The organism is Nonomuraea sp. NPDC050202 (assembly GCF_040656115.1).
GTDB lineage: Bacteria > Actinomycetota > Actinomycetes > Streptosporangiales > Streptosporangiaceae > Nonomuraea.
The window spans coordinates 366,772-391,391 of the sequence record NZ_JBFALF010000003.1 but is presented as its reverse complement, the minus strand read 5'-3'; the positions used below and the strand labels follow the sequence as shown (position 1 = coordinate 391,391).

25 protein-coding genes and 3 pseudogenes are annotated in these 24,620 nt (G+C 71.5%); 12 read left to right on the top strand and 16 right to left on the bottom strand.

From position 1 onward, the window contains the following. Genes ureG through AB0I79_RS11845 form a run of 3 tightly spaced genes read left to right on the top strand, consistent with a single transcriptional unit; the run spans window position 1 to window position 2,025 of the window. On the top strand, window positions 1–675 hold the full coding sequence (gene ureG / locus AB0I79_RS11855) for an urease accessory protein UreG (RefSeq protein WP_357870603.1): 675 nt from the start codon (window positions 1–3) through the stop codon (window positions 673–675). Window positions 676–731: 56 nt separating this feature from the next. Then, window positions 732–1,547: an urease accessory protein UreD gene (locus AB0I79_RS11850; protein ID WP_357870600.1), complete on the top strand. Its 816-nt coding sequence runs from the start codon at window positions 732–734 to the stop codon at window positions 1,545–1,547. Between the two features lie 4 nt (window positions 1,548–1,551). Further along, a complete protein-coding gene (locus tag AB0I79_RS11845) occupies window positions 1,552–2,025 on the top strand; it encodes a hypothetical protein (protein ID WP_357870597.1) in 474 nt (157 codons plus the stop codon). Window positions 2,026–2,031: 6 nt separating this feature from the next. Here AB0I79_RS11845 and AB0I79_RS11840 read toward each other — a convergent pair whose 3' ends face one another. From AB0I79_RS11840 to AB0I79_RS11790, 11 genes and pseudogenes are all read right to left on the bottom strand, one after another. Continuing rightward, window positions 2,032–3,705, bottom strand: coding sequence for a DUF4328 domain-containing protein (locus AB0I79_RS11840; RefSeq protein WP_357870594.1), 1,674 nt, complete (start codon window positions 3,703–3,705; stop codon window positions 2,032–2,034). 64 nt (window positions 3,706–3,769) lie between these two features. Then, the gene (era, locus tag AB0I79_RS11835) at window positions 3,770–4,699 is read right to left on the bottom strand and encodes a GTPase Era (RefSeq protein WP_357870591.1); all 930 of its coding nucleotides are present in this window, start codon (window positions 4,697–4,699) and stop codon (window positions 3,770–3,772) included. Beyond that, complete coding sequence (locus AB0I79_RS11830) at window positions 4,696–5,172, bottom strand: NUDIX domain-containing protein (RefSeq protein WP_357870588.1); 477 nt, start codon at window positions 5,170–5,172, stop codon at window positions 4,696–4,698. The genes era and AB0I79_RS11830 overlap by 4 nt, the downstream gene beginning before the upstream one ends. Before the next feature lie 8 nt (window positions 5,173–5,180). After that, window positions 5,181–5,492 (bottom strand): cytidine deaminase, encoded by a 312-nt coding sequence (locus AB0I79_RS11825; RefSeq protein ID WP_357870586.1) that lies wholly within the window; start codon window positions 5,490–5,492, stop codon window positions 5,181–5,183. A 9-nt stretch (window positions 5,493–5,501) separates the two neighbouring features. Further along, window positions 5,502–6,134: a hypothetical protein gene (locus AB0I79_RS11820; RefSeq protein WP_357870583.1), complete on the bottom strand. Its 633-nt coding sequence runs from the start codon at window positions 6,132–6,134 to the stop codon at window positions 5,502–5,504. A gap of 327 nt (window positions 6,135–6,461) precedes the next feature. After that, the gene (locus AB0I79_RS11815; RefSeq protein ID WP_357870580.1) at window positions 6,462–7,757 is read right to left on the bottom strand and encodes a hemolysin family protein; all 1,296 of its coding nucleotides are present in this window, start codon (window positions 7,755–7,757) and stop codon (window positions 6,462–6,464) included. Continuing rightward, on the bottom strand, window positions 7,754–8,230 hold the full coding sequence (gene ybeY / locus AB0I79_RS11810; protein WP_080041940.1) for an rRNA maturation RNase YbeY: 477 nt from the start codon (window positions 8,228–8,230) through the stop codon (window positions 7,754–7,756). The genes AB0I79_RS11815 and ybeY overlap by 4 nt, the downstream gene beginning before the upstream one ends. Then, window positions 8,227–8,565, bottom strand: a pseudogene (locus tag AB0I79_RS11805) (PhoH family protein); the annotation flags it as partial. The gene ybeY and the pseudogene AB0I79_RS11805, both read right to left, overlap by 4 nt. 261 nt (window positions 8,566–8,826) lie before the next feature. Then, window positions 8,827–9,075, bottom strand: a pseudogene (locus AB0I79_RS11800) (LAGLIDADG family homing endonuclease); the annotation flags it as partial. Window positions 9,076–9,642: 567 nt separating this feature from the next. Next, window positions 9,643–10,347 (bottom strand): annotated as a pseudogene (locus AB0I79_RS11795) (PhoH family protein); the annotation flags it as partial. 117 nt (window positions 10,348–10,464) lie between these two features. Next, complete coding sequence (locus tag AB0I79_RS11790; RefSeq protein WP_357870576.1) at window positions 10,465–10,809, bottom strand: histidine triad nucleotide-binding protein; 345 nt, start codon at window positions 10,807–10,809, stop codon at window positions 10,465–10,467. 277 nt (window positions 10,810–11,086) lie between these two features. Here AB0I79_RS11790 and AB0I79_RS11785 point away from each other — a divergent pair, with 277 nt between their 5' ends. Both AB0I79_RS11785 and AB0I79_RS11780 read left to right on the top strand, forming a co-directional pair. Continuing rightward, the gene (locus AB0I79_RS11785) at window positions 11,087–11,599 is read left to right on the top strand and encodes a SigE family RNA polymerase sigma factor (RefSeq protein WP_185112522.1); all 513 of its coding nucleotides are present in this window, start codon (window positions 11,087–11,089) and stop codon (window positions 11,597–11,599) included. Then, complete coding sequence (locus AB0I79_RS11780) at window positions 11,596–12,249, top strand: hypothetical protein (protein ID WP_357870574.1); 654 nt, start codon at window positions 11,596–11,598, stop codon at window positions 12,247–12,249. The genes AB0I79_RS11785 and AB0I79_RS11780 overlap by 4 nt, the downstream gene beginning before the upstream one ends. Window positions 12,250–12,257: 8 nt before the next feature. Here AB0I79_RS11780 and AB0I79_RS11775 read toward each other — a convergent pair whose 3' ends face one another. From AB0I79_RS11775 to hrcA, 3 genes are read right to left on the bottom strand one after another with little or no spacing between them, the layout of a single operon-like run. Beyond that, a complete protein-coding gene (locus tag AB0I79_RS11775; RefSeq protein WP_357870571.1) occupies window positions 12,258–12,983 on the bottom strand; it encodes a 16S rRNA (uracil(1498)-N(3))-methyltransferase in 726 nt (241 codons plus the stop codon). Next, entirely contained in the window at window positions 12,980–14,119 is a 1,140-nt protein-coding gene (gene dnaJ, locus AB0I79_RS11770; RefSeq protein WP_357870569.1) for a molecular chaperone DnaJ, read from the bottom strand. The genes AB0I79_RS11775 and dnaJ overlap by 4 nt, the downstream gene beginning before the upstream one ends. 11 nt (window positions 14,120–14,130) lie before the next feature. Beyond that, window positions 14,131–15,144 (bottom strand): heat-inducible transcriptional repressor HrcA, encoded by a 1,014-nt coding sequence (gene hrcA / locus AB0I79_RS11765; protein ID WP_357870566.1) that lies wholly within the window; start codon window positions 15,142–15,144, stop codon window positions 14,131–14,133. Window positions 15,145–15,618: 474 nt separating this feature from the next. Between hrcA and AB0I79_RS11760 the strand changes: the two genes are divergently transcribed. From AB0I79_RS11760 to AB0I79_RS11750, 3 genes are read left to right on the top strand one after another with little or no spacing between them, the layout of a single operon-like run. Beyond that, a complete protein-coding gene (locus tag AB0I79_RS11760) occupies window positions 15,619–16,152 on the top strand; it encodes a hypothetical protein (RefSeq protein ID WP_357870563.1) in 534 nt (177 codons plus the stop codon). Between the two features lie 17 nt (window positions 16,153–16,169). Beyond that, the gene (locus AB0I79_RS11755; RefSeq protein ID WP_357870560.1) at window positions 16,170–16,979 is read left to right on the top strand and encodes a DUF3097 domain-containing protein; all 810 of its coding nucleotides are present in this window, start codon (window positions 16,170–16,172) and stop codon (window positions 16,977–16,979) included. Continuing rightward, the gene (locus AB0I79_RS11750) at window positions 16,976–17,866 is read left to right on the top strand and encodes a DUF4870 domain-containing protein (RefSeq protein WP_357870558.1); all 891 of its coding nucleotides are present in this window, start codon (window positions 16,976–16,978) and stop codon (window positions 17,864–17,866) included. Before AB0I79_RS11755 ends, AB0I79_RS11750 begins: the two co-directional genes overlap by 4 nt. On the opposite strand, the gene hemW is transcribed toward AB0I79_RS11750, so the two are convergent. Continuing rightward, window positions 17,863–19,083, bottom strand: a complete 1,221-nt coding sequence (gene hemW, locus AB0I79_RS11745) for a radical SAM family heme chaperone HemW (protein WP_357870555.1) — start codon at window positions 19,081–19,083, stop codon at window positions 17,863–17,865. The genes AB0I79_RS11750 and hemW overlap by 4 nt on opposite strands. Before the next feature lie 94 nt (window positions 19,084–19,177). On the opposite strand from hemW, the gene AB0I79_RS11740 reads away from it, so the two are divergent. Together AB0I79_RS11740 and AB0I79_RS11735 are read left to right on the top strand one after the other, a co-directional pair. Then, window positions 19,178–20,422 (top strand): styrene monooxygenase/indole monooxygenase family protein, encoded by a 1,245-nt coding sequence (locus AB0I79_RS11740; protein WP_357870553.1) that lies wholly within the window; start codon window positions 19,178–19,180, stop codon window positions 20,420–20,422. A gap of 46 nt (window positions 20,423–20,468) precedes the next feature. Then, window positions 20,469–21,716 carry a glycoside hydrolase family 18 protein gene (locus AB0I79_RS11735; protein WP_357870550.1) on the top strand — a complete coding sequence of 416 codons (1,248 nt, stop codon included), beginning with the start codon at window positions 20,469–20,471 and terminating at the stop codon, window positions 21,714–21,716. A gap of 192 nt (window positions 21,717–21,908) precedes the next feature. Here the strand turns inward: AB0I79_RS11735 and AB0I79_RS11730 are convergent, their stop codons facing one another. Then, a complete protein-coding gene (locus AB0I79_RS11730; RefSeq protein WP_357870547.1) occupies window positions 21,909–22,532 on the bottom strand; it encodes an MOSC domain-containing protein in 624 nt (207 codons plus the stop codon). A gap of 183 nt (window positions 22,533–22,715) precedes the next feature. Here AB0I79_RS11730 and AB0I79_RS11725 point away from each other — a divergent pair, with 183 nt between their 5' ends. Together AB0I79_RS11725 and AB0I79_RS11720 are read left to right on the top strand one after the other, a co-directional pair. Continuing rightward, window positions 22,716–23,204 (top strand): hypothetical protein, encoded by a 489-nt coding sequence (locus AB0I79_RS11725; protein ID WP_357870544.1) that lies wholly within the window; start codon window positions 22,716–22,718, stop codon window positions 23,202–23,204. Further along, the gene (locus AB0I79_RS11720; RefSeq protein WP_357870542.1) at window positions 23,204–24,610 is read left to right on the top strand and encodes a histidine kinase; all 1,407 of its coding nucleotides are present in this window, start codon (window positions 23,204–23,206) and stop codon (window positions 24,608–24,610) included. Before AB0I79_RS11725 ends, AB0I79_RS11720 begins: the two co-directional genes overlap by 1 nt. Window positions 24,611–24,620 lie beyond the last annotated feature (10 nt).

Genomic DNA, 24,620 nt, shown 5'->3' with positions numbered 1-24,620 from the left:
ATGGGAGCCAATCACGACGACCACCACCACGCCCCCGACGGCCGCGGCCGGGCGCTGCGCCTGGGCGTGGGCGGCCCGGTGGGCAGCGGCAAGACGGCCCTGGTGGCCGCCCTGTGCCGCACGCTGGGCCCGTCGTTGTCCCTGGGCGTGGTGACGAACGACATCTACACCACCGAGGACGCCGACTTCCTGCGCCGCGCGGGCGTGCTCGACCAGGAGCGCATCCTGGCCGTCGAGACCGGCTGCTGCCCCCACACCGCCATCCGCGACGACATCGCCGCGAACCTCGACGCCGTGGAGACCCTGGAGCACCGGTTCGGCCCGCTGGACCTGGTGATCGTGGAGAGCGGCGGCGACAACCTGACGGCGACGTTCAGCCGGGGGCTGGCGGACCGGCAGATCTTCGTGCTCGACGTGTCGGGCGGCGACAAGGTGCCGCGCAAGGGCGGCCCCGGCGTCACCACGGCCGACCTACTGGTGATCAACAAGACCGATCTGGCCCCGATGGTGGGCGCCGACCTCGACGTGATGGCGCGCGACGCGGCGGCCGTACGCGGCGAGCGCCCGGTCCTGTTCACCTCGATCCGCCAGGACCCCACGGCCGCCACGGTCGCGACCTGGGTCTCCGAGCAGGTGCACGCCTGGTCCCACACCCACGCGACCCCCGTCTCGTAATGCCCGCCCGAGCGACCGGCCCCGGCACCAGAGCGCCGGACGGCGCCGGCGGTGCGATGCCCGCGGATCGCCACGCCAGGCCGCCCGCGAACGGCCGCCGGGCCATGCGGGCCCGCGCCGCCGTGGCGACCGTCCTCGGCGCCGACGGCCGTACCGTGGTCAGCCGCCTGGCCTCGGCGCCCCCGCTGACGCTGCGGCAGACGGGCCCGGGCACCGTCCACCTCGTCTCCACCGCGGCTGGCCCGCTCGGCGGCGACCGCCTGGCCCTCGACCTGGACATCGCCCCGCGTACCACGCTGGAGCTGGGCTCGGTGGCCGCCACGCTGGTCCTGCCCGGCGAGGGCGTGTCCGAGTTGCTGGTCACCGCCCGCGTCGGCGCGGGCGCCACGCTGCGCTTCGCGCCGGAGCCCACGGTGCTGGCCACCGGCTGCGACCACCGCCTCCTGGTACGCCTCGCGCTGGAGGCGGAGGCGAACGTGTTCTGGCGCGAGGAGATCGTCTTCGGCCGCCACGGCGAGGCCCCGGGCCGCTGCCACGCCCGCTTCGACGCCACCCGCGACGGCCTGCCGCTGCTCAGGCAGGAGTTCACGGTGGGCGACCCGGAGCTCGACGCCTCCCCCGCCGTGTACGGCCCGGCCCGCTGCGTCGGCACCACGTTCCTGACGGCGGCGGCGAAGGAGGCGGCGGTGGCCGAGGGGGTCGCGGTGCTCCCGCTGGCCGCCCCCGGCACGCTGGTGTCGGCGCTGGCCGCCGACGCCGTCCAGCTCCGCGCCCGCCTGGAGTGGGGTGAGCGCACCGCCATGGCCGCACACCGCCTTGGTGACGACTCCGTTGCGTACGGTGGTGAGTCGCCCGTCCCCGGCATACAGTGATCGTGTGGCCGACGACCTCATGCCCACGCCCGCCCGCCGAAGAGTCCGCCGCGGTTACCCGCTGGCCGTCGCCGCCGCCGGCGCCCTGCTCGTGTTCTGCGCCGTCCTGCCGTGGAGCGGCTGGCAGGCCACGAGCAGCCTCATCGACGCCGGGGTGGCCAGCGACCTGCGCGGCATCGACCACACCTCCGGCATCTACACGCTGCTGGCGGGGCTGGTGGCGCTGGGGTGCGGCCTTGCCGGGTTGCTGTCGTCCCATCCCAGGCTCGCCGCCCTGGCCGTCCTGCCCGGCGGGTCGGCGGTGGTGCTGGTGCTGAGATACCCGCCGGGCGGCGGTGGCCTGCGCGACCTGTTCGCGTTCGAGCTCGGCGACGTGCTCTCGATCGCGCCGGTGTTCAGGTTCGGCTGGTTCGCCGCGCTGGGCTGCGCGCTGGCGCTGGTCGTGCTGTCGGTCCTGGCGCTGTTGCGCAGGCCGTGACGGCGATCAGCCGAGCTTGGCCGCCTGCATGGCGCTCAGCCGCCGTACGTACCAGGCGGTGACGATCACCACCGGCACGGCCAGGACGTGCACGGCCAGGATGGCCCAGACCTCCGGCATGTACTCGTACCCCCGGTAGGTCTCCTCGCCGATCTCCTGGCTCTCCGTGATGAGGTACTCCGTCCAGTCGAGCCAGAACAGCGGCCAGGTCAGGAGGGTGACCAGCCACAGGGCCCACCATGTGTGCAGCAGACCGGCCGGGGCCATCGCGCCGGCGCGTCCGGGCGGGCTGGAGGCGTGCCAGACGTCGTCGGCGATCTGTTTCGGCAGCCAGAAGTTGGCGATCGGGATGAACCAGCCGAGCACGGCCATGGCGGGGCGGTAACGCAGCCGCCCGGGCGCGAGCCGTTCGGCGACGGCTCGCACCCGGTGGAACCAGAGCAGCCAGCACACCACCAGTCCCACGCCGGAGACGATCTGGGCCACCAGCATGATGAGGCTGATCTCCTCATTGAAGCTGTCGACGTCCGAGAAGGTGTCCTCCGATCGTATCCGCCCCACATCGTCGAAGGCCGCGAGCTGGTGGGCCACGATGCTCGCGGAGATCAGGCCGAAGAGGGCGAGCATCACGTAGACGGCGATCTGGTAGGCGGCGGCCGGGTGCAGCGGGCCGGCGCCGCGCATGCGGCGGCGTTCGTCGGCCAGCAAGGGCTGCGGCGCCCGGAGTTGTGACGGCGCCGTCGTTCGCGGGCCGCCGCCGTCCGTGCCTGCCGCCGGCGGTTCGAGGGCGGTCAGCGCCAGGGTGCGGCGCTGGGCGATGACGTGGGTGAGCGCCTCGGGCAGCCACGGCCCCTGGCCGAGGCCGCCGCCGGGCGAGGCGAGCGCGGTGAGGTGGCCCAGCACCTGCTCCAGGCCGGGCCGCGCGGCGGGGTCCTTGGCCAGGCAGGCCGCCACCAGGCCGGCCAGCGGGGCCGGCAGCCCGCTCAGGTCGGGCTCGGCGTGCACGACGCGGAAGACGACCGCGTGGACGGGCCCCTCACCGAAGGGGCTGCGGCCGGTCGCGGCGAAGGCCAGCACGCAGCCGAGTGAGAACACGTCCGAGGCCGGGCCGACCCGCTGCCCCGCGGCCTGTTCCGGCGACATGTAGGCGGCGGTGCCGAGCACGGCGGAGGTCTGGGTGTGGCTGGTGGCGTCCAGGGCGCGGGCGATGCCGAAGTCGATCAGGCGGGGGCCGTCCTCGGCGAGGACGACGTTGGCGGGCTTGAGGTCGCGGTGCACGACCTCGCAGGCGTGCACCGCGGCGAGCCCTTCGGCCAGCCCGGCCCCCAGCACCGCGACCGAGGCCGGCGGAAGCGGCCCGTGGTCGTGGACGGCCTGGTGCAGGGAGGGGCCGGGGATGTAGGCACTGGCCAGCCACGGCGGGGTGGCGTCGGTGTCGGCGTCCACGACCTGCGCGGTGTAGAAGCCGCCGACCTTGCGAGCGGCGTCCACCTCGGCGGCGAAGCGGCGCCGGAAGTGCGCGTCGTCGGCGAGCTGGGGGCGCACCACCTTCACCGCGACCAGGCGCCCGCCCGGGGAGCGGCCCAGGAACACCTGTCCCATGCCGCCCTCGCCCAGCCGGGCGTGCAGCCGGTAGGGGCCGAGCTGGGTGGGGTCGCCGTCGCGTAGGGGGTTGGTCATGGCACCGCTTCCGCCTGGGGGGTCTTCGCCGGTCGGTGTCGATGATCTCAAAAAGGAGCGCGCGTCAGTCGTAGAACCCGAGCCGCCGCAGTTGCTTGGGGTCGCGCTGCCAGTCCTTGGCCACGCTGATCCGCAGGTCGAGGTAGACCCGCGTGCCCATCAGCGCCTCGATCTGCTTGCGCGCCTTGGTGCCCACCTCGCGCAGCCGCTCCCCCTTGTGCCCGATGACGATCGCCTTCTGCGACGGCCGCTCCACGAACATGTGCGCGTAGATGTCGAGCAGGTCGTCGCGGCCCTCGCGGGGCAGCATCTCGTCGACGACCACGGCGATGGAGTGCGGCAGCTCGTCGCGTACGCCCTCCAGCGCCGCCTCCCTGATCAGCTCGCCCACCAGCACCTGCTCGGGCTCGTCGGTGAGCTGCCCGCCCTCGTAGAGCGGCGGCGACTCGGGCAGGTGCTCGATCAGCACGTCGGCCAGCACGTCGAGCTGCTCGCCCGCCTGCGCCGACACCGGCACGATCGCGGCGAACTCCGCCACCTGCGACACCGCCAGCAACTGCTCGGCGACCTGCTCCTTGCTCGCCAGGTCGCACTTGGTCACCACGGCGATGACGGGCGTCTTCTTCACCGCCGCCAGCTTGTCGGCGATGAACCGGTCGCCCTTGCCGATGGGCTCGTTGGCCGGCACGCAGAAGCCGATCACGTCGACCTCGGTCAGCGTGGACAGCACGAGGCTGTCGAGCCGCTCGCCCAGCAGCGTGCGCGGGCGGTGCAGGCCGGGCGTGTCGACGATGATGAGCTGGGCGTCGGGGCGGTGCACGATGCCCCTGATGACGCGCCTGGTCGTCTGCGGTTTGGACGAGGTGATCGCCACCTTCGTGCCGACCAGGGCGTTCATCAGCGTGGACTTGCCGACGTTCGGCCTCCCCACGAAACAGGCGAATCCGGCGCGATGGTTGTCTGGCGAAGTCACATGTGCATTGTGTCCCATCATCGAGCGTGTTCCCGCCACCACGCGAAGGCCTGGGGCGCCACGCCGGGCGTCCAGGGGGTCGTGTCCAGCTCGGCCAGCTCCGCCTCGGACACCCAGCGGAAGTCGTTGATCTCCACCCCGTCGGGCCGGGGCAGGCCCGAGCCGGGCGCGAGGGCGCAGCAGTAGGCGGCGATGACGTAACCGACCTCGTGCCCGTTGGGGTAGCGGGTGCGGAACTCGGGCCCGCCGTAGACGCCGAGCAGGCCGCGCACCTCGATGTCGACGCCGAGCTCCTCCTGCAGCTCCCTGACCACGGCGTCCTCGGGCCGCTCGTCAGGGTCCACGCCGCCGCCGGGCGCCGCCCAGAGCCCCACGTCACCGTGCCGGGCCAGCAGCAGCCGGCCCTCGTCGTCGAACACGAACGCCGACACGGAAGGCAGCATGATCAGGTCGCCGCCGATCTTCTCCCGCAACCTCGCCAGAAACGGCGACATCGGCATGGTCAGCCTCGCAGGGTGCCGTCGGGGCCGGCCACGAGCAGCTTGCCGGCGCCCAGCTCGGCCGCCACGGCCTCGTCGGCGGGGCTCGGGTCGCCCTCGCTCACCAGCGCCACGGCCTCCAGGGACTGCGCGCCGCTGGAGATCGCCATGGCCACGGCCACCTGCACGGCCGACAGGGTCAGCGCGGACAGGCTCACGTTCGTCGCGGAGTAGGTGCGGCCGGTCTCGTCGCGCACGGCAGCCCCCTCGGCGGAGCCGTTGCGCGCCCTGGCGGCGCGGGCCAGGGTAATGATCTTGCTGTCTTCAGGATTCACCCAACCAGGTTAGGCGCTGACCATGGAGATCGCCGCCTCGACCACCTTCCTGGTACGGGCGGGGTCCACGTCGTTCATGCCGGTGTGCACCACGGACACCAGCGTGTCCCCGACGCGGGACAGCACGACGTCCATCGCGTAGGGGTAGCCGTTGAGCCGCCCGCGCAGCGTCGCGCCCACGGCCTCGTCCCCGGCGTCCCGTACGGGCAGCTCCTGCAGCCGCAGGTCGGTGCCGCTGGAGGTGCGTACGGAGCGGCACGCCCCCATCGCCTCCGCCAGGGCGTCGAGGTGCCCCTCGGCCTCCTCGTTGGCGTACCGGGCCAGGCCCACCCCGGCCTGCTCCCCGAGCCTGTCGCCGTGGTAGCTGACGGCGGCCTGCGCGGTCAGCGCCTGCCCGGGCGCCCGCCCGCCGGCCGGCTCCAGCACGGCCCTGCAGTTCCTGTCCGCCTGCCCGAACGGCATCCGCCACGCCTGCTCCGGCCTGACCGTGAAGCCGTCGGGCAGGGGCGGCTCCTTGCTGAGCGCTTCGCGCAACTGCGCCATGGCCTGCGCGTCGATGAAGCTCTCGGCTCCCTCTCCGCCGCATCCCGCCAGGAGGCCCGTCGCGAGTACGGAAGCGATGATCCATGGTTTTCGTCTCATGATCCCCCCTTGGATCGCAGCCTCCCCAACCGACGAATGCGGCAATCCACCGGAGCGACCACCAACACGCAAAAAGGGTGTTCCCATCCGGTTTTCCGGACGAGAACACCCTTTACGCCGACCAGCGTCGCGACCGGCTAACAGGCCGAGACGCTGTCGTCCCCCCAGGAACGCCATCCTCCGGCCGCGAACCCCACCCGGCCTTCGGACGCCTCCCCTTGTGACACCCACCGCACTGGATGTCGTGGTTAGAGAGTGCCGGACGGGGCTTGCAGAAGACTTGTAGAACGCTTGCGACTTCCGACCGGACTCGTCCCCGAGGGGGAATCAGTCGCGTTCCGCGGCGGCCGGGACCACCTCGTCCTCGGGAGGCGTGACCCGCCGCACCACCACCGTGCTGATGCGGTTGCGCCGCCCCGCCAGAGTCTCCGCCGTCAGCGACAGCCCGGCCACCTCCGCCTGCGACCCGGCGATCGGCACCCGCCCGAGCGCGTGGGCCAGCAACCCGCCCACGGTCTCGACGTCGTCCACCTCGATCTCGGTGTCGAACAGCTCGCCCAGCTCGTCCACCGGCATGCGGGCCGTCACCCGCAGCCCGCCGTCGGGCACCGGCTCCACGCGGGGCGCCTCCTGGTCGTACTCGTCGGTGATCTCGCCGACGATCTCCTCCAGCACGTCCTCGATCGTGACCAGGCCGGCGGTGCCGCCGTACTCGTCGATGACGATGGCCATGTGGATCTGGCGGGCCTGCATCTCCCGCATGAGCTGGTCGATGGGCTTGCTCTCCGGCACGTACGCGGCCGTCCGCATGATCGACTCGACCGTCTCCTTGCCCCCGCCCTCGCCCGACTCGTGGATCTTGCGGGCGATGTCCTTGAGGTAGGCGATGCCGATGACGTCGTCCTCGTTCTCCCCCACGACCGGGATGCGGGAGAAACCGCTGCGCAGCGCGAGCGACAGCGCCTGGCTGATCGTCTTGCCACGCTCGATGTGGACCATGTCGGTACGCGGCACCATGACCTCGCGCACCAGCGTGTCACCCAGCTCGAACACCGAGTGGATCATCTCGCGCTCGTCCGGCTCGATCACCCGGCGCTCCTCGGCCAGGTCCACCAGGTCACGCAGCTCGGCCTCGGAGGTGAACGGGCCGTCGCGGAAACCCTTGCCCGGCGTGAGCGCGTTGCCGAGCAGGATGAGCAGCTTGGGCAGGGGGCCGAAGATGCGCGTCAGGCCGTACACGATGGGGGCGCTGGCCAGGGCCACCGGCTCGGCGTGCTGGCGGCCCAGCGTACGCGGCATGACCCCGACCACCACGTAACTGATCACGATCATCACGACCGCCGCCCACACGTAGGCCCAGCCCTGGTCGTGCATGAGATCGATGAACAGCAGCGTGGCGATCACCGTGGCGACCAGCTCGCAGCTCAGCCGCAGCAGCAGGAGCAGGTTCAGGTAGCGCGGCGGATCGGTCACGATCGCCTGCAGCCGCGCCGACCCGCGCCGCCCCTCGCGCGCGTACTCCTCCGCACGCACCCGGGAGATGCGCGTCAGTGCCGTTTCCGCACTGGCGATCAGGCCACCGATGACGACAAGGACGATGGCCGACAGCAACCAGGCGTTCACCGCGGGTTGCGCACCTCCTGCCACGACTCGAGGAGCCGGGACTGCAAGCCGAACATCTCCTTGTGCTCCTCCGGCTCGGCATGATCGTAACCGAGCAGGTGGAGGATGCCGTGCGTGCACAGCAGCTCGAGCTCGTCGGCCGTGCTGTGGCCGGCCTCCTCCGCCTGCCTGGCCGCGACCTGCGGGCAGAGCACGACGTCACCGAGCAGCGCCGGATCGGCGGGCCCCTCGGACTCGCCGCGCGCGCCGCCGCCGGGACGCAGCTCGTCCATCGGGAACGCCAGCACGTCGGTCGGGCCCGGCTCGCCCATCCACTTCTCGTGCAACTCCGCCATGGCGTCCTCGTCGACCACCACGATGGACAGCTCGGCGAGCGGGTTGATGCCCATCTCGCCGAGCACGTGAGCGGCCAGGGCGACGATGCTCTCCTCGTCGACCCCCACGCCGGACTCGTTGTTGATCTCGATGCTCATGGCCGCCGCTTCCCCCGCTGCTGAATGGCCTTCGGCTCCTGACCGGCCTGACGCGTGGCGTCGTAGCGGCCGTAGGCGTCGACGATCTCGCTGACCAGCTTGTGACGCACGACGTCGGAGCTGGTCAGCCGGGAGAAGTGGATGTCGGGGATGCCGTCGAGGATCTCCTGCACCACCCTCAGCCCGCTCACCGTGCCGGACGGCAGGTCGACCTGCGTGACGTCACCGGTCACCACGATCTTGGAGTTGAAGCCGAGCCTGGTCAGGAACATCTTCATCTGCTCGGCCGAGGAGTTCTGGGCCTCGTCGAGGATGATGAAGGCGTCGTTCAGCGTGTTGTGGGTGAGCAGGAAGTCCTCGGTGACGTAGAGCGAGTCCTCGGCCGCCACCTGGATGCACACGCACTCCGCCGTGCCACGCGGCTCGATGCGGTCCACGAAGCGCATGGGGCGACCGCCGCCGTACGTCTTGTAGACCTCGGCCTTGCGCGACAACCGGAAGGGCTCGATGCCTTCGGGAAGCCGGATGTCGAGGACGTACGAGCCGTGGCGGTGATGGACCCGCCGCCCTCTCGCCAGGCCCGGCTTGCGGTCGCTTGCCGGCCGGGTACGCCAGTGGACGACGCCCCCGAGAGACTGGACGAGGAAGACGAGATCATCCCGAAGTCGGGCCGAGACGGTGGAGAGCTGGACCCGGCAGGTACGCCCCTCCTGGACAACGGGACCGCCATCGGAGTCGAGCAACCCCTGGAGCACCGCGAGCCTGATGTCGGAGGTGTTGCGGAGATAGACCTCGGGGACGAACTTCGTGGACGAGCCACAGCCTGCCAGCCCCAGCTCCCGCATGACCTCGGTGACCGGGTTGGCGATCGTCATGCTGTCACCGGGCTGTCTCGGCCTGTTGAGCACGTGGTCGGGCCCGCTCTTCCAGCGCACTTGCATGCCCGGAAGAGCGTCTTCGAGCGCCTCGGCGAGCTCGGGGTCGTCGGTGGCGAAACTCGGGGTCATGCTTCCGGTGACACACCCATCACCAAGAAGGAGCCCGAGTGCGTACGCGTCCATGGGCACGCTCCGCTCGGGGAAGCAGACCGGTGCGCTGAGCATCGGCAGCTCCCACTTGCGGTGATGAGCCGTCCGCAGGTCGCCGATCATCTCCTTCGTCTCCAGCACCCGCCACGGCTTGCCCCGATTGGCGTCATCACGGGTGCGGACAGTCCAGAGATGATCCTCGGAGGCGAGCACCGAAGAACCATCCTGGCTGTAGAGGCGATAGATCTTCTTCTCACCCTGCGGATACACGCCGAGCACAGGTGTCGGCTCACCGTTCGACCCGATGACCAGGTCACCGACCTCGAGCTCCCCGATGGAACGCCATCCTTCGGGTGTCAGCACCCCGGTACCCACCGGTTGCGCCCTGCCACGCATGTACGCCAGTGGCGCGACCTCGATCGTGCCCGCCGCCATGAGCTTGGGGATCGAGTCGGGGTCGACCATGTCGTGCAGCGCGTCGTAGAGCGGCCGCAGGTAGGGGTCGATCTTCTCGTAGAGCGTGCCGGGCAGGAAGCCGAGGCGCTCGCCCGCCTCGACCGCCGGGCGGGTCAGGATGATCCGGTTGACCCGCTTCTCCTGCAGCGCGCGCACGGCCTTGGCCATCGCGAGGTACGTCTTGCCGGTGCCCGCCGGGCCGATGCCGAACACGACCGTGTGCTTGTCGATCGCGTCGACGTAACGCTTCTGGTTGACGGTCTTCGGCCGGATCGTCCGGCCCCGCGAGGAGAGGATGTCGAGCGACAGCACCTCGGCGGGGCGGTCGGAGGTCATGCGGAGCATGGCGATGCTGCGCTCGACCGCGTCGGGGGTGAGCTCGCCGCCGCTGCGCAGGACCTCGACGAGCTCTTCGAAGAGCCGCACGACGGTGCCGCTCTCGTCGGGGCTGCCGGTGACGGTGATCTCGTTGCCGCGCACGTGGATGTCGGCCCTGAAGGCGCTCTCGATGACACGCAACAGCTCGTCGCGAGAGCCCAGGAGGCTGACCATCGGGTACTCGTCCGGTATCAGCACCTTCGCTTGAGTCCGCGAGGGAGGTGCCGTGCGTCGGGATTCGTGTAGTTCGGACATGGGCAGGCCAGCGGCCTGATGCCTCCCGGTCTCTTTCGGAGTTCTTCTCCGCCCATCGTATCCGGGAGCAGGCCGATTGCTCTCGCCAATATCACCCGCGTCCCTCGTCCCCCTGTTCTAGCCCGGCGGCCAGGTCAGGTCGCGCCCGCCGAGAACGTGGGCGTGCACGTGGAAGACGGTCTGCCCGGCGCCGGCCCCGGTGTTGAACACGATCCGGTAACCGCCTTCGGCCACGCCTTCCATGACGGCCACCTCGTGGGCGGACTTGAGCACCTCGTCGGCGAGGCCGTCGTCGGCCCGGGCGAGGGCCGCGGCGTCGGCGTGGTGCCCCTTGGGAATGACGAGCACGTGGGTGGGCGCCTGCGGGTTGATGTCGCGGAACGCCAGGGTCCGGCCGGTTTCATAAACGATCTCGGCGGGAATCTCCTTGGCGACGATTTGGCAGAAGAGACAATCGCTCACCCGATCACCCTACCGAGCCCCTGCCGTCAGCACGTCCGTTGCGAATCGGTAATCAGCTGTGTCGTGCGTAGGAAGATCCACCCGGTTAGGGTGAGTGTGCGACACTTCAGCAGAAAAGACGATTCAGGGTCGGGCGAGCGCCACCTGGCGAGGACACGACTGGGTAATGCACCCTAACGAACCGGGGAAACCTCAAGAACCGGAAGAGCGTAAACCCTCTGGGAAGGCCGCGCGTCCCACTGATGTGACCACCGAAACCCTTCTGGCCGACAGGTCGATGGGCGGGGTGCCGGTCGGGTGGGATGCCGACATGGCCGTGACCGCGCTGTACAGCGCGCACTTTCGGTCATTGGTGCGTCTGGCTGTGTTGCTGGTGCGCGACATTGCGACAGCCGAGGAAGTCGTGCAGGATGCGTTCGTCGCCATCCATGGTGCCTGGCGCAGGCTGCGCGACCCCGACAAGGCACTTGCCTACCTGCGTCAATCTGTCGTCAACAGGTCCCGGTCCGTGCTGCGTCACCGCGCGGTCGTCGAGAAGTACGCCCCCAAGGGCTTGCCTGACGCCCCGAGCGCCGAGAACGGCGCGATCGGCGAGCTGGAACGCTCCGCCGTGATCGAGGCGTTACGTGCCCTGCCGACCCGACAGAGAGAAGCACTCGTTCTACGCTACTACGGTGACTTGTCCGAAGCTGAGATCGCCCACGCCATGGGGATCAGCAAGGGCGCGGTCAAGAGCCACACCGCACGTGGCATGGCCGCCCTGCGATCGGTCCTGGAGAAGATGTCATGACCCAGCCCCCCGACGAGTACGGCGACCTCCTGCGCCGTGCGCTCCGCGCGGAGGCGGACGCGGTCGTGCCCTCGCCGGAAGGACTGGAGATCATCCGTGCCCGCATCTCGCGGCGCGGTGTACGTAACCTGTTCTGGTGGCGCGCGGGTGCGGCCGGCGTCGGCGCGGTCCTGCTGGCCGGCGCGATCGTGATGGCGGTTCCCAACCTGCGCTCCCAGATCATCGAGCAGACCGTCACCCCCCTTAACGTCTCGACTTCTTCCGAAGCCCCGTCCAACTCCTCCACCACGCGCTCCCAGCAGCCGCCGGCGAAGGAGCCGGCTCCCCAGCAGTCGCAGCCCGTCGTGGTGGTCCCGGAATCGTCGGCACCACCCTCACCCAAGCCCACGCGGAAGGCCGGCTCGACCAGCAGGCCGTCACCCTCCCCCAGCCCGACGCCGGCCGACTGCCCCTCGCCGCTCGCCGAGCAGGCCGAGCCGCCCGCCGACTGCCCCGAGGTCTCGCCCTCGCCCGCGCCGACCGCCGAGGAGCCGCCGACGGGGCAGCCCTCGGCGTGCCCGCCTGAGGAGTGCCCGCCGCCCGACGAGGTGACCGAGACGCCCACCGAGCTGGCCAGCCCCCTGCTGGACAGCTCCCAGACCACGCCCTAGCCGGGCTCCTACCAGCGTCCCGTACGGCTGAGCAGCACCGCCGCCGCGGCGACCCCGGCCGTGGACGTCCGCAGGATCGTCGGCCCCAGCAGCACCGACGTCGCCTTGGCGGCGCGGAACCCGGCCAGCTCCTCCTCGGAGACACCGCCCTCCGGCCCCACGACCACCACGATGTCGCCACCCGCGGGCAGCGGCACGCCGGACAGCGGCTCGGCCGCCTCCTCGTGCAGCACCAGCCCCAGCGCGGCCTCCGACAGGAGCCGTTCGACCTGCCTGGTGGAGGCCAGGTCGGCCACCTCGGGCAGGTGGAAGCGGCGGGCCTGCTTGCCCGCCTCGCGAGCGGTGGAGCGCCAGCGGCCCAGCGCCTTGGCGATCTTGTCGCCCTTCCACTGCGTGATGCTGCGCGCGGCGGCCCACGGGACGATGACGTCCACGCCGGCCTCGGTCATCATCTCGACCGCCAGCTCGCCCCTGTCGCCCTTGGGCAGGCCCTGGACGACGACGAGCCTGGGGCTGGGCGTCTCGACGTCGTAGCGGCGCAGCACGTCGAGGCGGAGCGCGTCCTTCAACGTCTCGCGCACGACGCACTCGGCCACCGCGCCGGCGCCGTCGGTCAGGTCGACCCGCTCGCCGGGCCGCAGGCGGCGCACGGAGGCCGCGTGCCGCCCCTCGGGCCCGCCGAGGGTCAGCTCAGGGCCGTCGAGACCCTGAGCGAGGAAGACCGGGACCGTCACCGGCCGTTGAAGGCGTCGCGCAGCCGGGAGAAGAAGCCCTGCTGCCCCGGCGCGAACTTGCCCGGCGGCCGCTCCTCGCCCCGCTGCTTGGCCAGCTCGCGCAGCAGCTCCTCCTGCGCGGTGTCGAGGCGGGACGGGGTCTCGACGTTGACGTGGATCAGCAGGTCGCCCCTGCCGGACTCGTTGAGCCGCTGCACGCCGCGGCCGTACATGGTGATGACCTGCCCGGACTGCGTGCCGGGACGGACGTCCACCTCTTCGGCGCCGTCGAGCGTCTCGACCGTGAGGATGGTGCCGAGCGCGGCGGCCGTCATCGGGATCTGGACGGTGCAGTGGAGGTCGTCACCGCGCCGCTCGAAGATCTCGTGGTTGCGCTCGACGATCTCCAGGAACAGGTCTCCGGGCGGGCCACCGCCGGGGCCGACCTCACCCTCGCCGGCGAGCTGGATGTGGGTGCCGTCCTCGACGCCCGCCGGGATGCGGACCTTGATCGTGCGGCGGGTGCGTACGCGGCCGTCGCCGGAGCACTCCTGGCAGGGGTGGCGGATGATCGTGCCGAAGCCCCCGCACTGCGGGCACGGGCGCGAGGTCATGACCTGGCCCAGGAACGAGCGGGTGACCTGGGAGATCTCGCCGCGCCCGTTGCACATGTCGCAGGTGTCGGGGTGGGTGCCCGGTGCGGCGCCGGCCCCGTGGCACACCTCGCACAGCACGGCCGTGTCGACGACCAGCTCTCGGGTGGTGCCGAACGCGGTCTCGCGCAGGTCGAGCTCCACCCGGATGGTGGCGTTGCGGCCCCTGCGGGCACGCGAGCGCGGCCCCCTGGCGCCGGCCGCGGTGCCGAAGAAGGCGTCCATGATGTCGCTGAACGGGAAGCCCGCGCCGAAGCCGCCGGCGCCCGCCGCCGCTCCCGCGCCACCGAACGGGTCGCCACCCAGGTCGTACATCTGGCGCTTGTTCGGGTCCGACAGCACCTCGTAGGCCTGCGTGATCTCCTTGAACCGCTCCTGGGTCTCAGGATCGGGGTTCACGTCGGGGTGCAGCTCGCGGGCGAGTCGGCGGTAGGCCTTCTTGATCTCATCCTGACTTGCGTCACGGCGCACCCCGAGGGTGGCGTAGTAGTCGCTGTTTGCCACTTATCGACCTCTTATGATGCAGCCAGGATCTGGCTGACGTAGCGTGCCACCGCGCGTACGGCGCCCATCGTCACGGGATAGTCCATCCTGGTGGGCCCCAGCACACCGAGCCGGGCCAGTTGGTTGTCGCCAGAACCGTATCCGGTCGCGACGATGGATGTCCCCCGCAGGTACGGGTTTTCCGAGCCGATGCGCACGGTGAGCGCGGACGGGGTGTCGTTGGTCGTCTCGCCGAGCAGCCGCATGAGCACCACCTGCTCCTCCAGCGCCTCCAGCACATCACGCAGGCCGGTGGTGAAGTCGGCGCCGGCGAGGTTGGCCGCGCCGGCGAACACGATCTTCTCGTCGTGCCGCTCGACCAGCGTCTCCAGCAGCACCGACAGGATCGTCGCCGCGGCGGGCCGGTCTTCCGGAGCCAGCCGCTCGGGCAGGTCGGCGACCAGCTCGGGCACGCTGCTCAGGCCGCAGCCGTCGAGGCAGGCGTTGAGCACGGCGCGCAGGTGCGCGATCCGCGTGTCGTCGATCGCCTCGGGCAGCTCGACCACGCGCTGCTCGACGCGACCGGTGTTGGTGATCAGCACGAACATGACCCGCCGGTCGTTCAGCGGGACCAGCTCGACGTGCCGGACGGTCGAACGGTTCAGCGTCGGATACTGCACGACCGCCACCTGCCTGGTCAGCTGCGCGAGCAGCCGGACCGTGCGGGTCACCACGTCGTCGAGGTCGACCGCGCCGGCCAGGAAGGTCTCGATCGCCCTGCGCTCGGCTCCCGAGAGCGGCTTGACCTGGGAGAGCCGGTCGACGAACAGGCGGTAGCCCTTGTCCGTCGGCACGCGGCCCGCGCTGGTGTGCGGCTGGGTGATGTAGCCCTCCTCCTCCAGCGCGGCCATGTCGTTCCTGACCGTCGCCGGGGAGACCTTCAGGTTGTGGCGCTCGGCAAGCGCCTTGGAGCCCACCGGTTCGTTGGTGGACACGTAGTCTTCGACAATGGCGCGGAGCACCGCCAGTTTCCGATCGTCGAGCACGTGCTCACCTCCTGCCTCTGTCCATATCAGGAACGCGAGGTCTAGCACTCTGTGTTCCCGAGTGCCAAGTGTACGGCTCTCGCCCACAAGGTGCGATAACACCGCGTCCCACATCCTGCTTCTAGCTTCTTGGAAGCGACAGGCCTCACACTTGCCCCTATGACCGACGATTCCCGGCCCCCGTCGTACGGCCCCCCGCCTGGGCAGGGTCCTTACCACGGTCAGCCACAGCGTCCTGACCAGTACGGCCCGCAGCCGGGATCGCAGCCGGGGTCGCAGCCGGGGTCACAGCCGGGTTCCGGCCAGGCGCCGCCACCTCCGTACTGGCAACCGCCGTCCGGACAGCCGCAGCCCGGGCCGGTCCCGCCGCAGTACGGTGAGGCCACCCAGTTCGGCCCGCCACCTCAGTACGGACAATACGGCCAACAAGCCCAATTTCCGCCACGAATCGACTCCAAAGCCATAAAGCCCAGCTTGTGGTGGCTCGCGGCTGTCTGGGGCGTGTTCCTGGCGTGCGGGGTGGCCGGGGCGCTCATGTTCACCGGCGGCGTCGTCAGCAGCGTGTCGGATCTGGCCCCGACCAGGACGTTCGCGTCCGGGGAAAGCGTCACGGTGCCGATCGACCCGGCCCGCAAGCCCGGCGTGTACATCGCCAGCGACACCCCGGTCAGCTACGACTGCTCCATCACCGGCGGCCCCGGGCAGGCCAGGCTCGCCAGGACCCCGGGCTCCCAGAAGGTCACGGCGGGGGGCGCCGTCTGGGAGCAGTTCCTCGTGATCAACGCGCCGACCAAGGGCGACTACCAGCTCACCTGCACCAACCAGGAGCAGGCCCCCGTCCGGTACGGCGTGGGCCGCGACGCCTTCTCCGCCGCGGGCGGCATCACCGGCGGGCTCGCCGCCCTGTTCCTGATCCCGGGAGCCGGGCTGCTCGTCGCGATCGGCGGCACCATCACCGTCCTGGTCCGGCGCAGCGGTGCCCGCAAGCGCCTTGCGGTCAGCGGGTGATTTGCTACGGTCCCCGTGTGTACGAGGGCGATGTGCTGGCGGGAAATTGGCGGCGGCCGGGCAAGGGGAAGATCCCGAAAGTGCCCGCCGAGCTGGACCTCGTCGTCGAGGACGCCGACAGCGGCTTCTGCGGCGCCGTGGTGGCCTGCGACAAGGAGGCCGTCACGCTGGAGGACCGGTTCGGCAAGCGCCGCCTGTTCCCGCTCGCGCCGGCCGCCTTCCTGCTGGAGGGCAAGCCCGTGACCCTGGTCCGACCGGCGGCGGCCCCCGCGGCCGGGGCCAGGCGCAGCGCGTCGGGCTCGATCGCCGTGGAGGGGCTGCGCGCCAGGGTCGCCAGGCAGAGCCGGATCTACGTGGAGGGCGTGCACGACGCCGCCCTCGTGGAGAAGATCTGGGGCCATGACCTGCGGGTCGAGGGGGTCGTGGTCGAGTACCTGGAGGGCGTGGACGACCTGCCGGCCATCGTGGCGGAGTTCGGCCCCGAGCCGGGGCGCCGGCTGGGCGTGCTGGTCGACCACCTGGTGCCCGGCTCCAAGGAGAGCAGGATCGCCGCCGAGATCACCTCGCCGGACGTGCTCGTGGTGGGGCATCCGTACATCGACATCTGGCAGGCGGTCAAGCCGTCCGTGCTGCGCATCCCCGCCTGGCCCGAGGTGCCGCGTGGAGTGCCGTGGAAGGAAGGCGTCATCGCCGCGCTCGGCTGGCGGATGGAGCCGGCGCAGGCGTGGCGGCGGATTCTCGGCGCCGTCTCGACGTACACGGACCTGGAGCCGGAGCTGCTCGGCCGGGTCGAGGAACTGATCGACTTCGTTACGGAGGCACCATGAGCCAGGACCCGCCCCAGCCGCCGCCCGACGACGACGCCACGCGCAAGGTCACCCCTGCGGACCTTCCGCCGGCCCAGGGCTCCGGCCCCCAGTACCCGGCTCCCGGCCGGCAGCCCGCCTCACAGCCGGGCCACGGCGGGCAGCCCGCTCCCCGACAGCCGGGTTACGAACAGCAGCCCGCCTCGCAGCCGGGTTACGGGCCGCAGGGTCCCTCCTCCGGCCCGCAGGGCCCTTCCTCAGGGCCGCAGGGCCCCTTCTCCGGGCCGCAGGCTCCCTACGGGCAGCAGCCCGGCTCGGCGCCGGACTTCGGCCGGCAGGCCCCGTACGGGCAGCAGCCCGGCTCCGCCCCGGACTCCGGCCCGCCCGGTGGCTACCCGCCGCCCGGCGGCTATCCCCCTCCTGGCGGCTATCCCCCTCCTGGGGGTTACGCCGCTCCTGGGGGTTACGCCCCTCCTGGTGGTTACGCGCCGCCTGGGGGTTATGCCCCGCCGCCGAACCAACCACCCGGCTACGGCTACGCCCCTGGCCGGGGCGAGCCGTACATTCCGGGCAGGTTCGGCCCCCGCCCCGGAACCGACGACACCCAGATGGCCATGCTGTCCCATCTCCTGGGCCTGCTGGTCTCGTGGATCGGCCCGCTGATCATCTACCTGATGAAGAAGGACGAGTCCCCGTACGTCAGGGACCAGGCGGCGGAAGCGCTCAACTTCCAGATCACGATGTTCATCGGCTACCTCATCTCGGGCATCCTGACGATCGTGTTCATCGGCATCGCGCTGCTGCCGGTCATCTGGATCCTGTCGCTGATCTTCCACATCCAGGCGGCGATGGCCACCAACAAGGGCGAGCGCTACCGCTACCCGTTCTCCATCCGGATGATCACCTAGACCAGGAGATCCCGGACGAGTGCGTCCGCCAGCAGCCGCCCCCGCAGGGTCAGCACCAGCCGCCCCCGCTTGAACGCCTCCGGCTCCAGCAGCCCGCGGGCCAGCGCGCTCGCCACGGTGGTGCGCGCGGCCGGCGCCACGTCGGCCAGCGGGTAGCCGGAGTCGAGCCGGAGCTCCAGCATCAGCCGCTCGGCGTCGCGGTCGTCCTGGGCGAGCACCTCGCGGGCGTGGGCGGGCGAGGCGCCGGCGGCCAGCCGCTGGGCGTAGGCGGCGGGATGCTTGACGTTCCACCAGCGGGTGCCGCCGACGTGGCTGTGGGCGCCGGGGCCGGCCGCCCACCAGTCGCCGCCGGTCCAGTAGAGCAGGTTGTGCCGGCAGCGGGCCTCGTCGGAGTGGGCCCAGTTGGACACCTCGTACCAGCGGAACCCGGCCTCCGCCAGCAGCTCGTCGGCGATCAGGTAGCGGTCGGCGGCCACGTCGTCGTCGGGCATGGGCAGCTCGCCGCGCCGGATGCGGGCCGCCAGCCTGGTGCCCTCCTCGACGATCAGCGAGTACGCCGACACGTGGTCCGGCCCCGCCTCGATCGCCGCGGACAGGGAGGCCCGCCAGTCGTCGTCGGTCTCGCCCGGCGTGCTGTAGATCAGGTCGAGGTTGACGTGGTCGAACCCGGCCTGCCTGGCCTCGCGCACGGCCGCCGCGGCCCGGCCGGGCGTGTGCCGGCGGTCGAGCACCCGCAGCACGTGCTCGCGTGCGCTCTGCATGCCGAAGCTGACCCTGTTGAAGCCGCCGTGACGCAGTTTCTCCAGGTAGGAGGGGTCGACGGACTCGGGGTTGGCCTCCGTGGTGACCTCGGCCCCCGGCCGCAGCCCGAACTCGGAGCCGATCGCGGCCAGGATCCTGGCCAGGTCTTCCGGCGGCAGCAGCGTGGGCGTGCCACCCCCGAAGAACACCGTCTCCACCGGCAGGTCGGCCTCGCCCAGGACGCGGCGCGCGAGGCGGATCTCCTCCACCACCGTGTCGGCGTAGTCGCGGTGGGAGGCGCCGGGCCCCAGCTCGGCGGCGGTGTAGGTGTTGAAGTCGCAGTAGCCGCAGCGCGTCACGCAGAACGGCACGTGCACGTAGAAGCCGAACGGGCGCTCGCCGAGGCCGCGCAGGGCGCTGTCGGGCAGCTCGCCCGAGGTGGGCGCGGGATCGCCGTCAGGCAGGGTGGATGGCACGCCTCCAGTTTGCCCGGCTCCCGGGAGTGCTCCGATCCGGCTACAGGCCCGGCGCGTTGCGCTGCAGCTCTACCAGTCACGAAAGGGGACCATCATGGCAGGCACCGGCACGGGCACGGGCATCGGCATCGTCGGGGCGGGGATCTCGGGGCTCACCCTCGCTCTGCGGCTGCAGCAGCTCGGCGTCGAGACGACGCTCTACTGCGAGAGTGACGCCGACACCCTGCGCAAGGGGCGGTTGCCGGCCACGGTGGTCCGCATGGGGCACACGCGGGCACGGGAGCGGGAGCTGGGCAGCGAGCACTACCGGGACCCCGCCTGCCTCATGAACAGGGCCATGCTGTCGATCAAGGGGGAGCCGCCGCTGGAGTTCACGGCCGGCACCGCCGAGCCGTTCCACGCGGTGGACCTGCGGCTGCTGCTGCCCGCGTTCATGGACGACTACGCCGGGCGCGGCGGCGAGCTCGTCGTGTCCGGCTCCGCTCCGGACGCGGCGCTGGTGGATCGCTGGTCGGAGCGGCACGAGCTGATGGTGGTGGCGGCGGGCAGGCGCTCGGTGACCGAGCTGTTCCCGCGCGACGCCGCGCTCTCCCCGTACGACAGGCCGCAGCGGCTCCTGGCCGCCGGGCTGTATCGGGGGCTCGACCTCGAGTCCGTGTTCTCGTACAACATCTCCGGCGGGGCGGGCGAGATCCTGCGAGCACCGATGCTGACCCGCGAGGGCGTCGTCTCGGCCGTCCTCGTCGAGGCGATCCCCGGAGGCCCGCTGGAGCCGATCACCCGCGTGCCCGGGGACGAGGTCGCCGCCACGCTGCTCGGACTGCTGCGCGAGCACGCGCCGCGCCTGGCCGAGGGGGTGGATCCGGCGGCGTTCGAGCTGCTCGGTCCGGACGACCTGCTGCGGGGCGCGGTCACGCCCACGGTACGCCGGCCGGTGGCCGAGCTGCCGAGCGGGCGCGTCGCGCTGGCCATCGGCGACGCCTGGATCGTCAACGACCCGATCACCGGCCAGGGCGCGAACCTGGGCTCCAGGTGCGCGTGGATCGCGGCCGAGGCCATCGCGGCGGGCGGCCCGTACGACGCCGCCTTCGCCAGGGCCACGGCGGAGCGCATGTGGGAGGCCGGCAAGCCGGTCACCGACTGGACGAACGCGTTCCTGCGGCCGCCGCCCGAGCACGTCGTGAAGCTGCTCGTGGCGGCCGCCGGCAGGCAGGACCTCGCCGATCTGGTGCTGTCGCTGTTCTCCGATCCCCCGTACGCGTGGGGGGTGCTGTCGAGCCCAGAGGAGATCGCGCGGATCGTTGACGGGGGCGGGCAGCCGCTCTACGATCGCGTCTAATTTATAGGAAAGTTTCCTATAAAAGCGCGCGACCCGGGAGCCGCTCGTGAAGAAGAAGATCCTGATCGCACTGTCGCTCTTACTCGGCCTCACGGCGTTCGCCGTGCCCGCCGAGGCCCGCACCGGCTTCAAGCGGGTCGCGTACTTCATCCAGTGGGGCGTCTACGGCCGCGACTACCACGTCAAGGACGTCGACGTCACGGGTGCCGCGGCCAAGCTCACCCACCTCAACTACGCGTTCGGCTTCGTCGACGCCGAAGGCGCCTGCTACTCGTCCGACCCGTGGGCCGACTGGCAGCGGCCGGTGCCGGCGGAGCAGAGCGTGGACGGGGTCGCGGACGCGCCGGGGCAGGCGCTCAACGGCAACCTCAACCAGCTCCGCAAGCTCAAGGCCAAGCACCCCGGCCTCAAGGTGATGATCTCGCTGGGCGGCTGGACCGGCTCCAAGCACTTCTCCGACGCCGTCCTCACCCCCGAGTCCCGCGCCGCGCTCGCCGGGTCGTGCATCGACCTGTGGCTGCGCGGCAACCTGCCCGGGCTCGAGCCGGGCGCGGGCGCGGGCGTGTTCGACGGGATCGACCTGGACTGGGAGTGGCCGGGCTCGGCCGGGGCCGAGGGCAACGTCATCCGGCCCGAGGACAAGCGGAACTTCACGCTGTTCGTGCGCGAGCTGCGCGCGCAGCTGCGCGCCTACTCCTCCTCGGCGCAGCTCACCGCCTTCCTCCCGGCCGCCGCCGCCAAGATCGACGCCGGGTTCGAGGTACCCGACGTCTTCAGGCAGCTCGACTTCGCCACCGTGCAGGGCTACGACCTGCACGGCACGTGGGAGCCGCAGACCGGGCACAACGGCAACCTCTTCACCGACCGCCGCGACCCGAACCCGATCCGCTACAGCGTGGACCAGACCGTGCGCGACTACCTCTCGCGCGGCGCGCCCGCCCGCAAGCTCGTGGTCGGCGTGCCCGCGTACGGCCAGGGCTGGACGGGCGTGACCGGCGGCGGGGACGGCCTCTACAAGCCGGCCACGGGGCCCGCGCCCGGCAAGTGGGCGCCGGGGACCGAGGACTACAAGGACCTGGCGTCCAAGCCCGGCAAGCGCCATCGCGACCTGCGCACCGGGGCCATGTGGCTGTACGACGGGAACGAGTTCTGGTCGTACGACGATCCGGCGGTGCTGGTGCAGAAGGCGGCCTACATCCGGCTCAAGGGGCTCGGCGGCTCGATGATGTGGTCCATCGACCAGGACGACGCCAAGGCCTCACTCACCTCGGCGCTGTACTCGGTCCTGCGCTGACGACCTGGCCGGGCGCGGCACGTCCCGTCCACCCGCCCGGCCACCCACCCCGCCCGGTGAACCCCGGACGCACCCCACCGGGGAACCCCGGCCACCCACCCCACCCGGGGAACCCCGGCCACGCACCTCGCCCGGGGAACCCGGGCGCCGACCCGAACCCGCTCACCACTCTGGCGGCTGCCCGCCCTCACCTCAGCCGAAGACTCGCTCGGCCATCGCATCCCATTTGGCGTCATGTCCGGGCACGTCCAGGATGCGGCGCAGCGCGTCCCGATCCCCGTTACGGGCCCGGAACCAGTCGGCCACGCTCACCCCCACCCCGGGCCGCGAGACGATCTCCACCTCGTCCCCCGCCCCCAGCTCACCGAGCTCGACCACCCGCAGGTACGCCCCTGGCCGCCCCGCCTGCGTGAACCGCTTGACCCAGCCGGGCTCGTCCATCCAGTTGCGGAACACCACGCACGGCGTCCTCGGCCCGGTCACCTCCAGCAGTGCGCTGCCCACCCGCCACCGCTCGCCGACCAGAGCCCCGTTGACGTCGATCCCCGAGGTGGTCAGGTTCTCCCCGAACCGGCCGTCACGCAGTTCCCTCCCGAGCTCCCGCTCCCACCAGTCGTAGTCCTCCCTCGCGTAGGAGTAGACGGCGGAATCCGGTGAGCCGTGGTGCTTCTGGTCGGCTCGCTCGTCCCCGTCCAGCCCGTTGTCCCGCACGGCGACCCGGTGCCCGACAGCATGCTTGTCGATCGCCGTACGTCTCAGGCTCCCCGCCCACTCGGCGTCGCACGCTGTGCCCACGTTCACGGAGAGAATGCGCATAAATGGGAAGATAACTGAACATTCTTCACAGAAGCGAACCGATATTCGAAGAAGCCCTGCGCCACCCTCCACCCCAGGGTGGACTCGACCCTCAGGTGGAGAATCCACACATAGGTGGACATTCCGCCTCCTCAACCCGCAGGCCGATCCAGTCCGGCAGCCGTCTCCCTACGGTCAAGCCTCGTGGAAACTCTGCAAATCTCCCTGCTCGTCCTCCTCGCCGTCGCGTTCGTCCTCTACCGCCAGCTCCCCACCCGCCCGGCCGAAGGGACCTCGGCCCTCTACGCGGCCGCCGCCATGGTCGTCCTCGGCCTCGTCACGGGCGGGCTCTTCGACCCTGAACACCTCGCCCTCAGCGTGACCCTCCTCGCCGTGGAGGCCGTGGCCGCCTTGGCGCTCGGCGTCTGGCGCGCGAGGACCGTACGCGTCTGGGTCGACTCCGCCGGCGTCTCCTGGTCGAAGGCCACGGGCTGGACCCTGCTGGCGTGGCTGGCCTCGATGGCGACCCGCGCCGGGCTCTACTTCGCCGGCGCCGCCGCCGGCCTGACCGTCTCCGCCGGCAGCATCCTGCTGTTCCTCGGTCTCACCATCGGCATCCAGTCGTACCTCGTCGCCCGCAGGGGCCGTGCGCTTACCGGCGCCGGTCGGCAACCGGATACTTTCGTGGGGTGATGCGTGACCTGCCCAGAGTCGTTCCCCATGCCCTGCGGCTGGGTGTGGTCGTGCTGCTGATCGTGGCCCAGGTGCGGGCGACCCCCGCACCCGGGCTCACCGGCACCGCCCTGGCCGTCACCATCCTGACCCTCGCGCTGTCCCTCGCCCTGCTCGTCCCCCTGCTGCCGTCGCTCCGTACGGAAACCACGAGCTCCCCACCCGCCATCGACCGCGCCACCCCGCGCCCAGACGCCGGCGCCGCCACCGCCGCACGCCCGGACTCGAGCGGCGCCGCCGTGCGGCCACGTTCCGCCGGCGCGACGGCCCCGCGCACACGCCGCCGGAACGCCTGGTGGAAGGGGATCGAGTCGCTGAGCGGGATGCCGCAGCCCGTCATGCTGATCTCCCTCGGCCTGGCGGTGGTCCTGTCCATCGCGCTCAACTCGATCACGCACAGCGGGGTGACGATCGGCGTCCTGCTCGTCTGCGTCAGCCTGGCGGCGAGCCGCCTGCCGTTGCGCCAGGCGATCGCCGTCGGGCTCCTGGCCGTCGCGGGGCTCGTCGTGGCGGGTGAGCTCGCCGGCGGCCCGGCCGACGTCCTCCCCCTCGTCCTCGGCGTCTGCCTGATCTTCCTGATCACGTACGCGGCGAAGCAACGCAAGGCCGCCAGGGCCGCCGAGGCGAGGGAGGCCGTGCTGGCGGAGAGAGCCAGGATCGCCAGGGAGATCCACGACATCCTCGCCCACTCGCTCTCCGCCCAGCTCGTCCACCTGGAGGGTGCCAAGCTGCTGCTGCGCGCGGAACGTACAGCCGAGGCCCTCGACCGCGTCACCCACGCCCGCAACCTGGCCAAGACGGGCCTGGAGGAGGCCAGGCGCGCGGTCTCGGCCCTCCGCGAGGACCCGCCTGCCCTGCCGGTGGCCCTGCGCACGCTCGCCGCCGACTTCGAGACCGCCGCCCACCAGCCCTGCACGCTCCGCATCTCGGGCCCCGAGCAGCGCCTCGCCCCGGAAACGGAGCTCGCCCTCCTGCGCACCGCCCAGGAGGCCCTCACGAACGTCCGCCGCCACGCCCCCGGCAGCCCGGCCCACGTCACGCTGACCTTCACCCCCGGCCGCTGCGACCTGAGCATCACGAACCCCGCCTCCGCCCAGAAAGGCACACCTGAAGGCGGTCACGACCTCAAGGGCACGCTTGAGGACGGCGACAGCCTGCATGGCGGCCAGGGCGCATCCGGCCCGCCCGGGGGCCGTCACAGCCTCAAGGGCATGTCCGGAGATGGTCGTCACGACCTCAAGGGCACGCCTGGGGGCGGGTACGGCCTCCTGGGGATGCGGGAACGCGCCGAGCTCCTCGGTGGCACGCTGACCGCCGGGGAACGGGATGACGGCGGTTTCCTCGTCCATCTCAGGGTTCCGGCATGAGCCTTGCCGA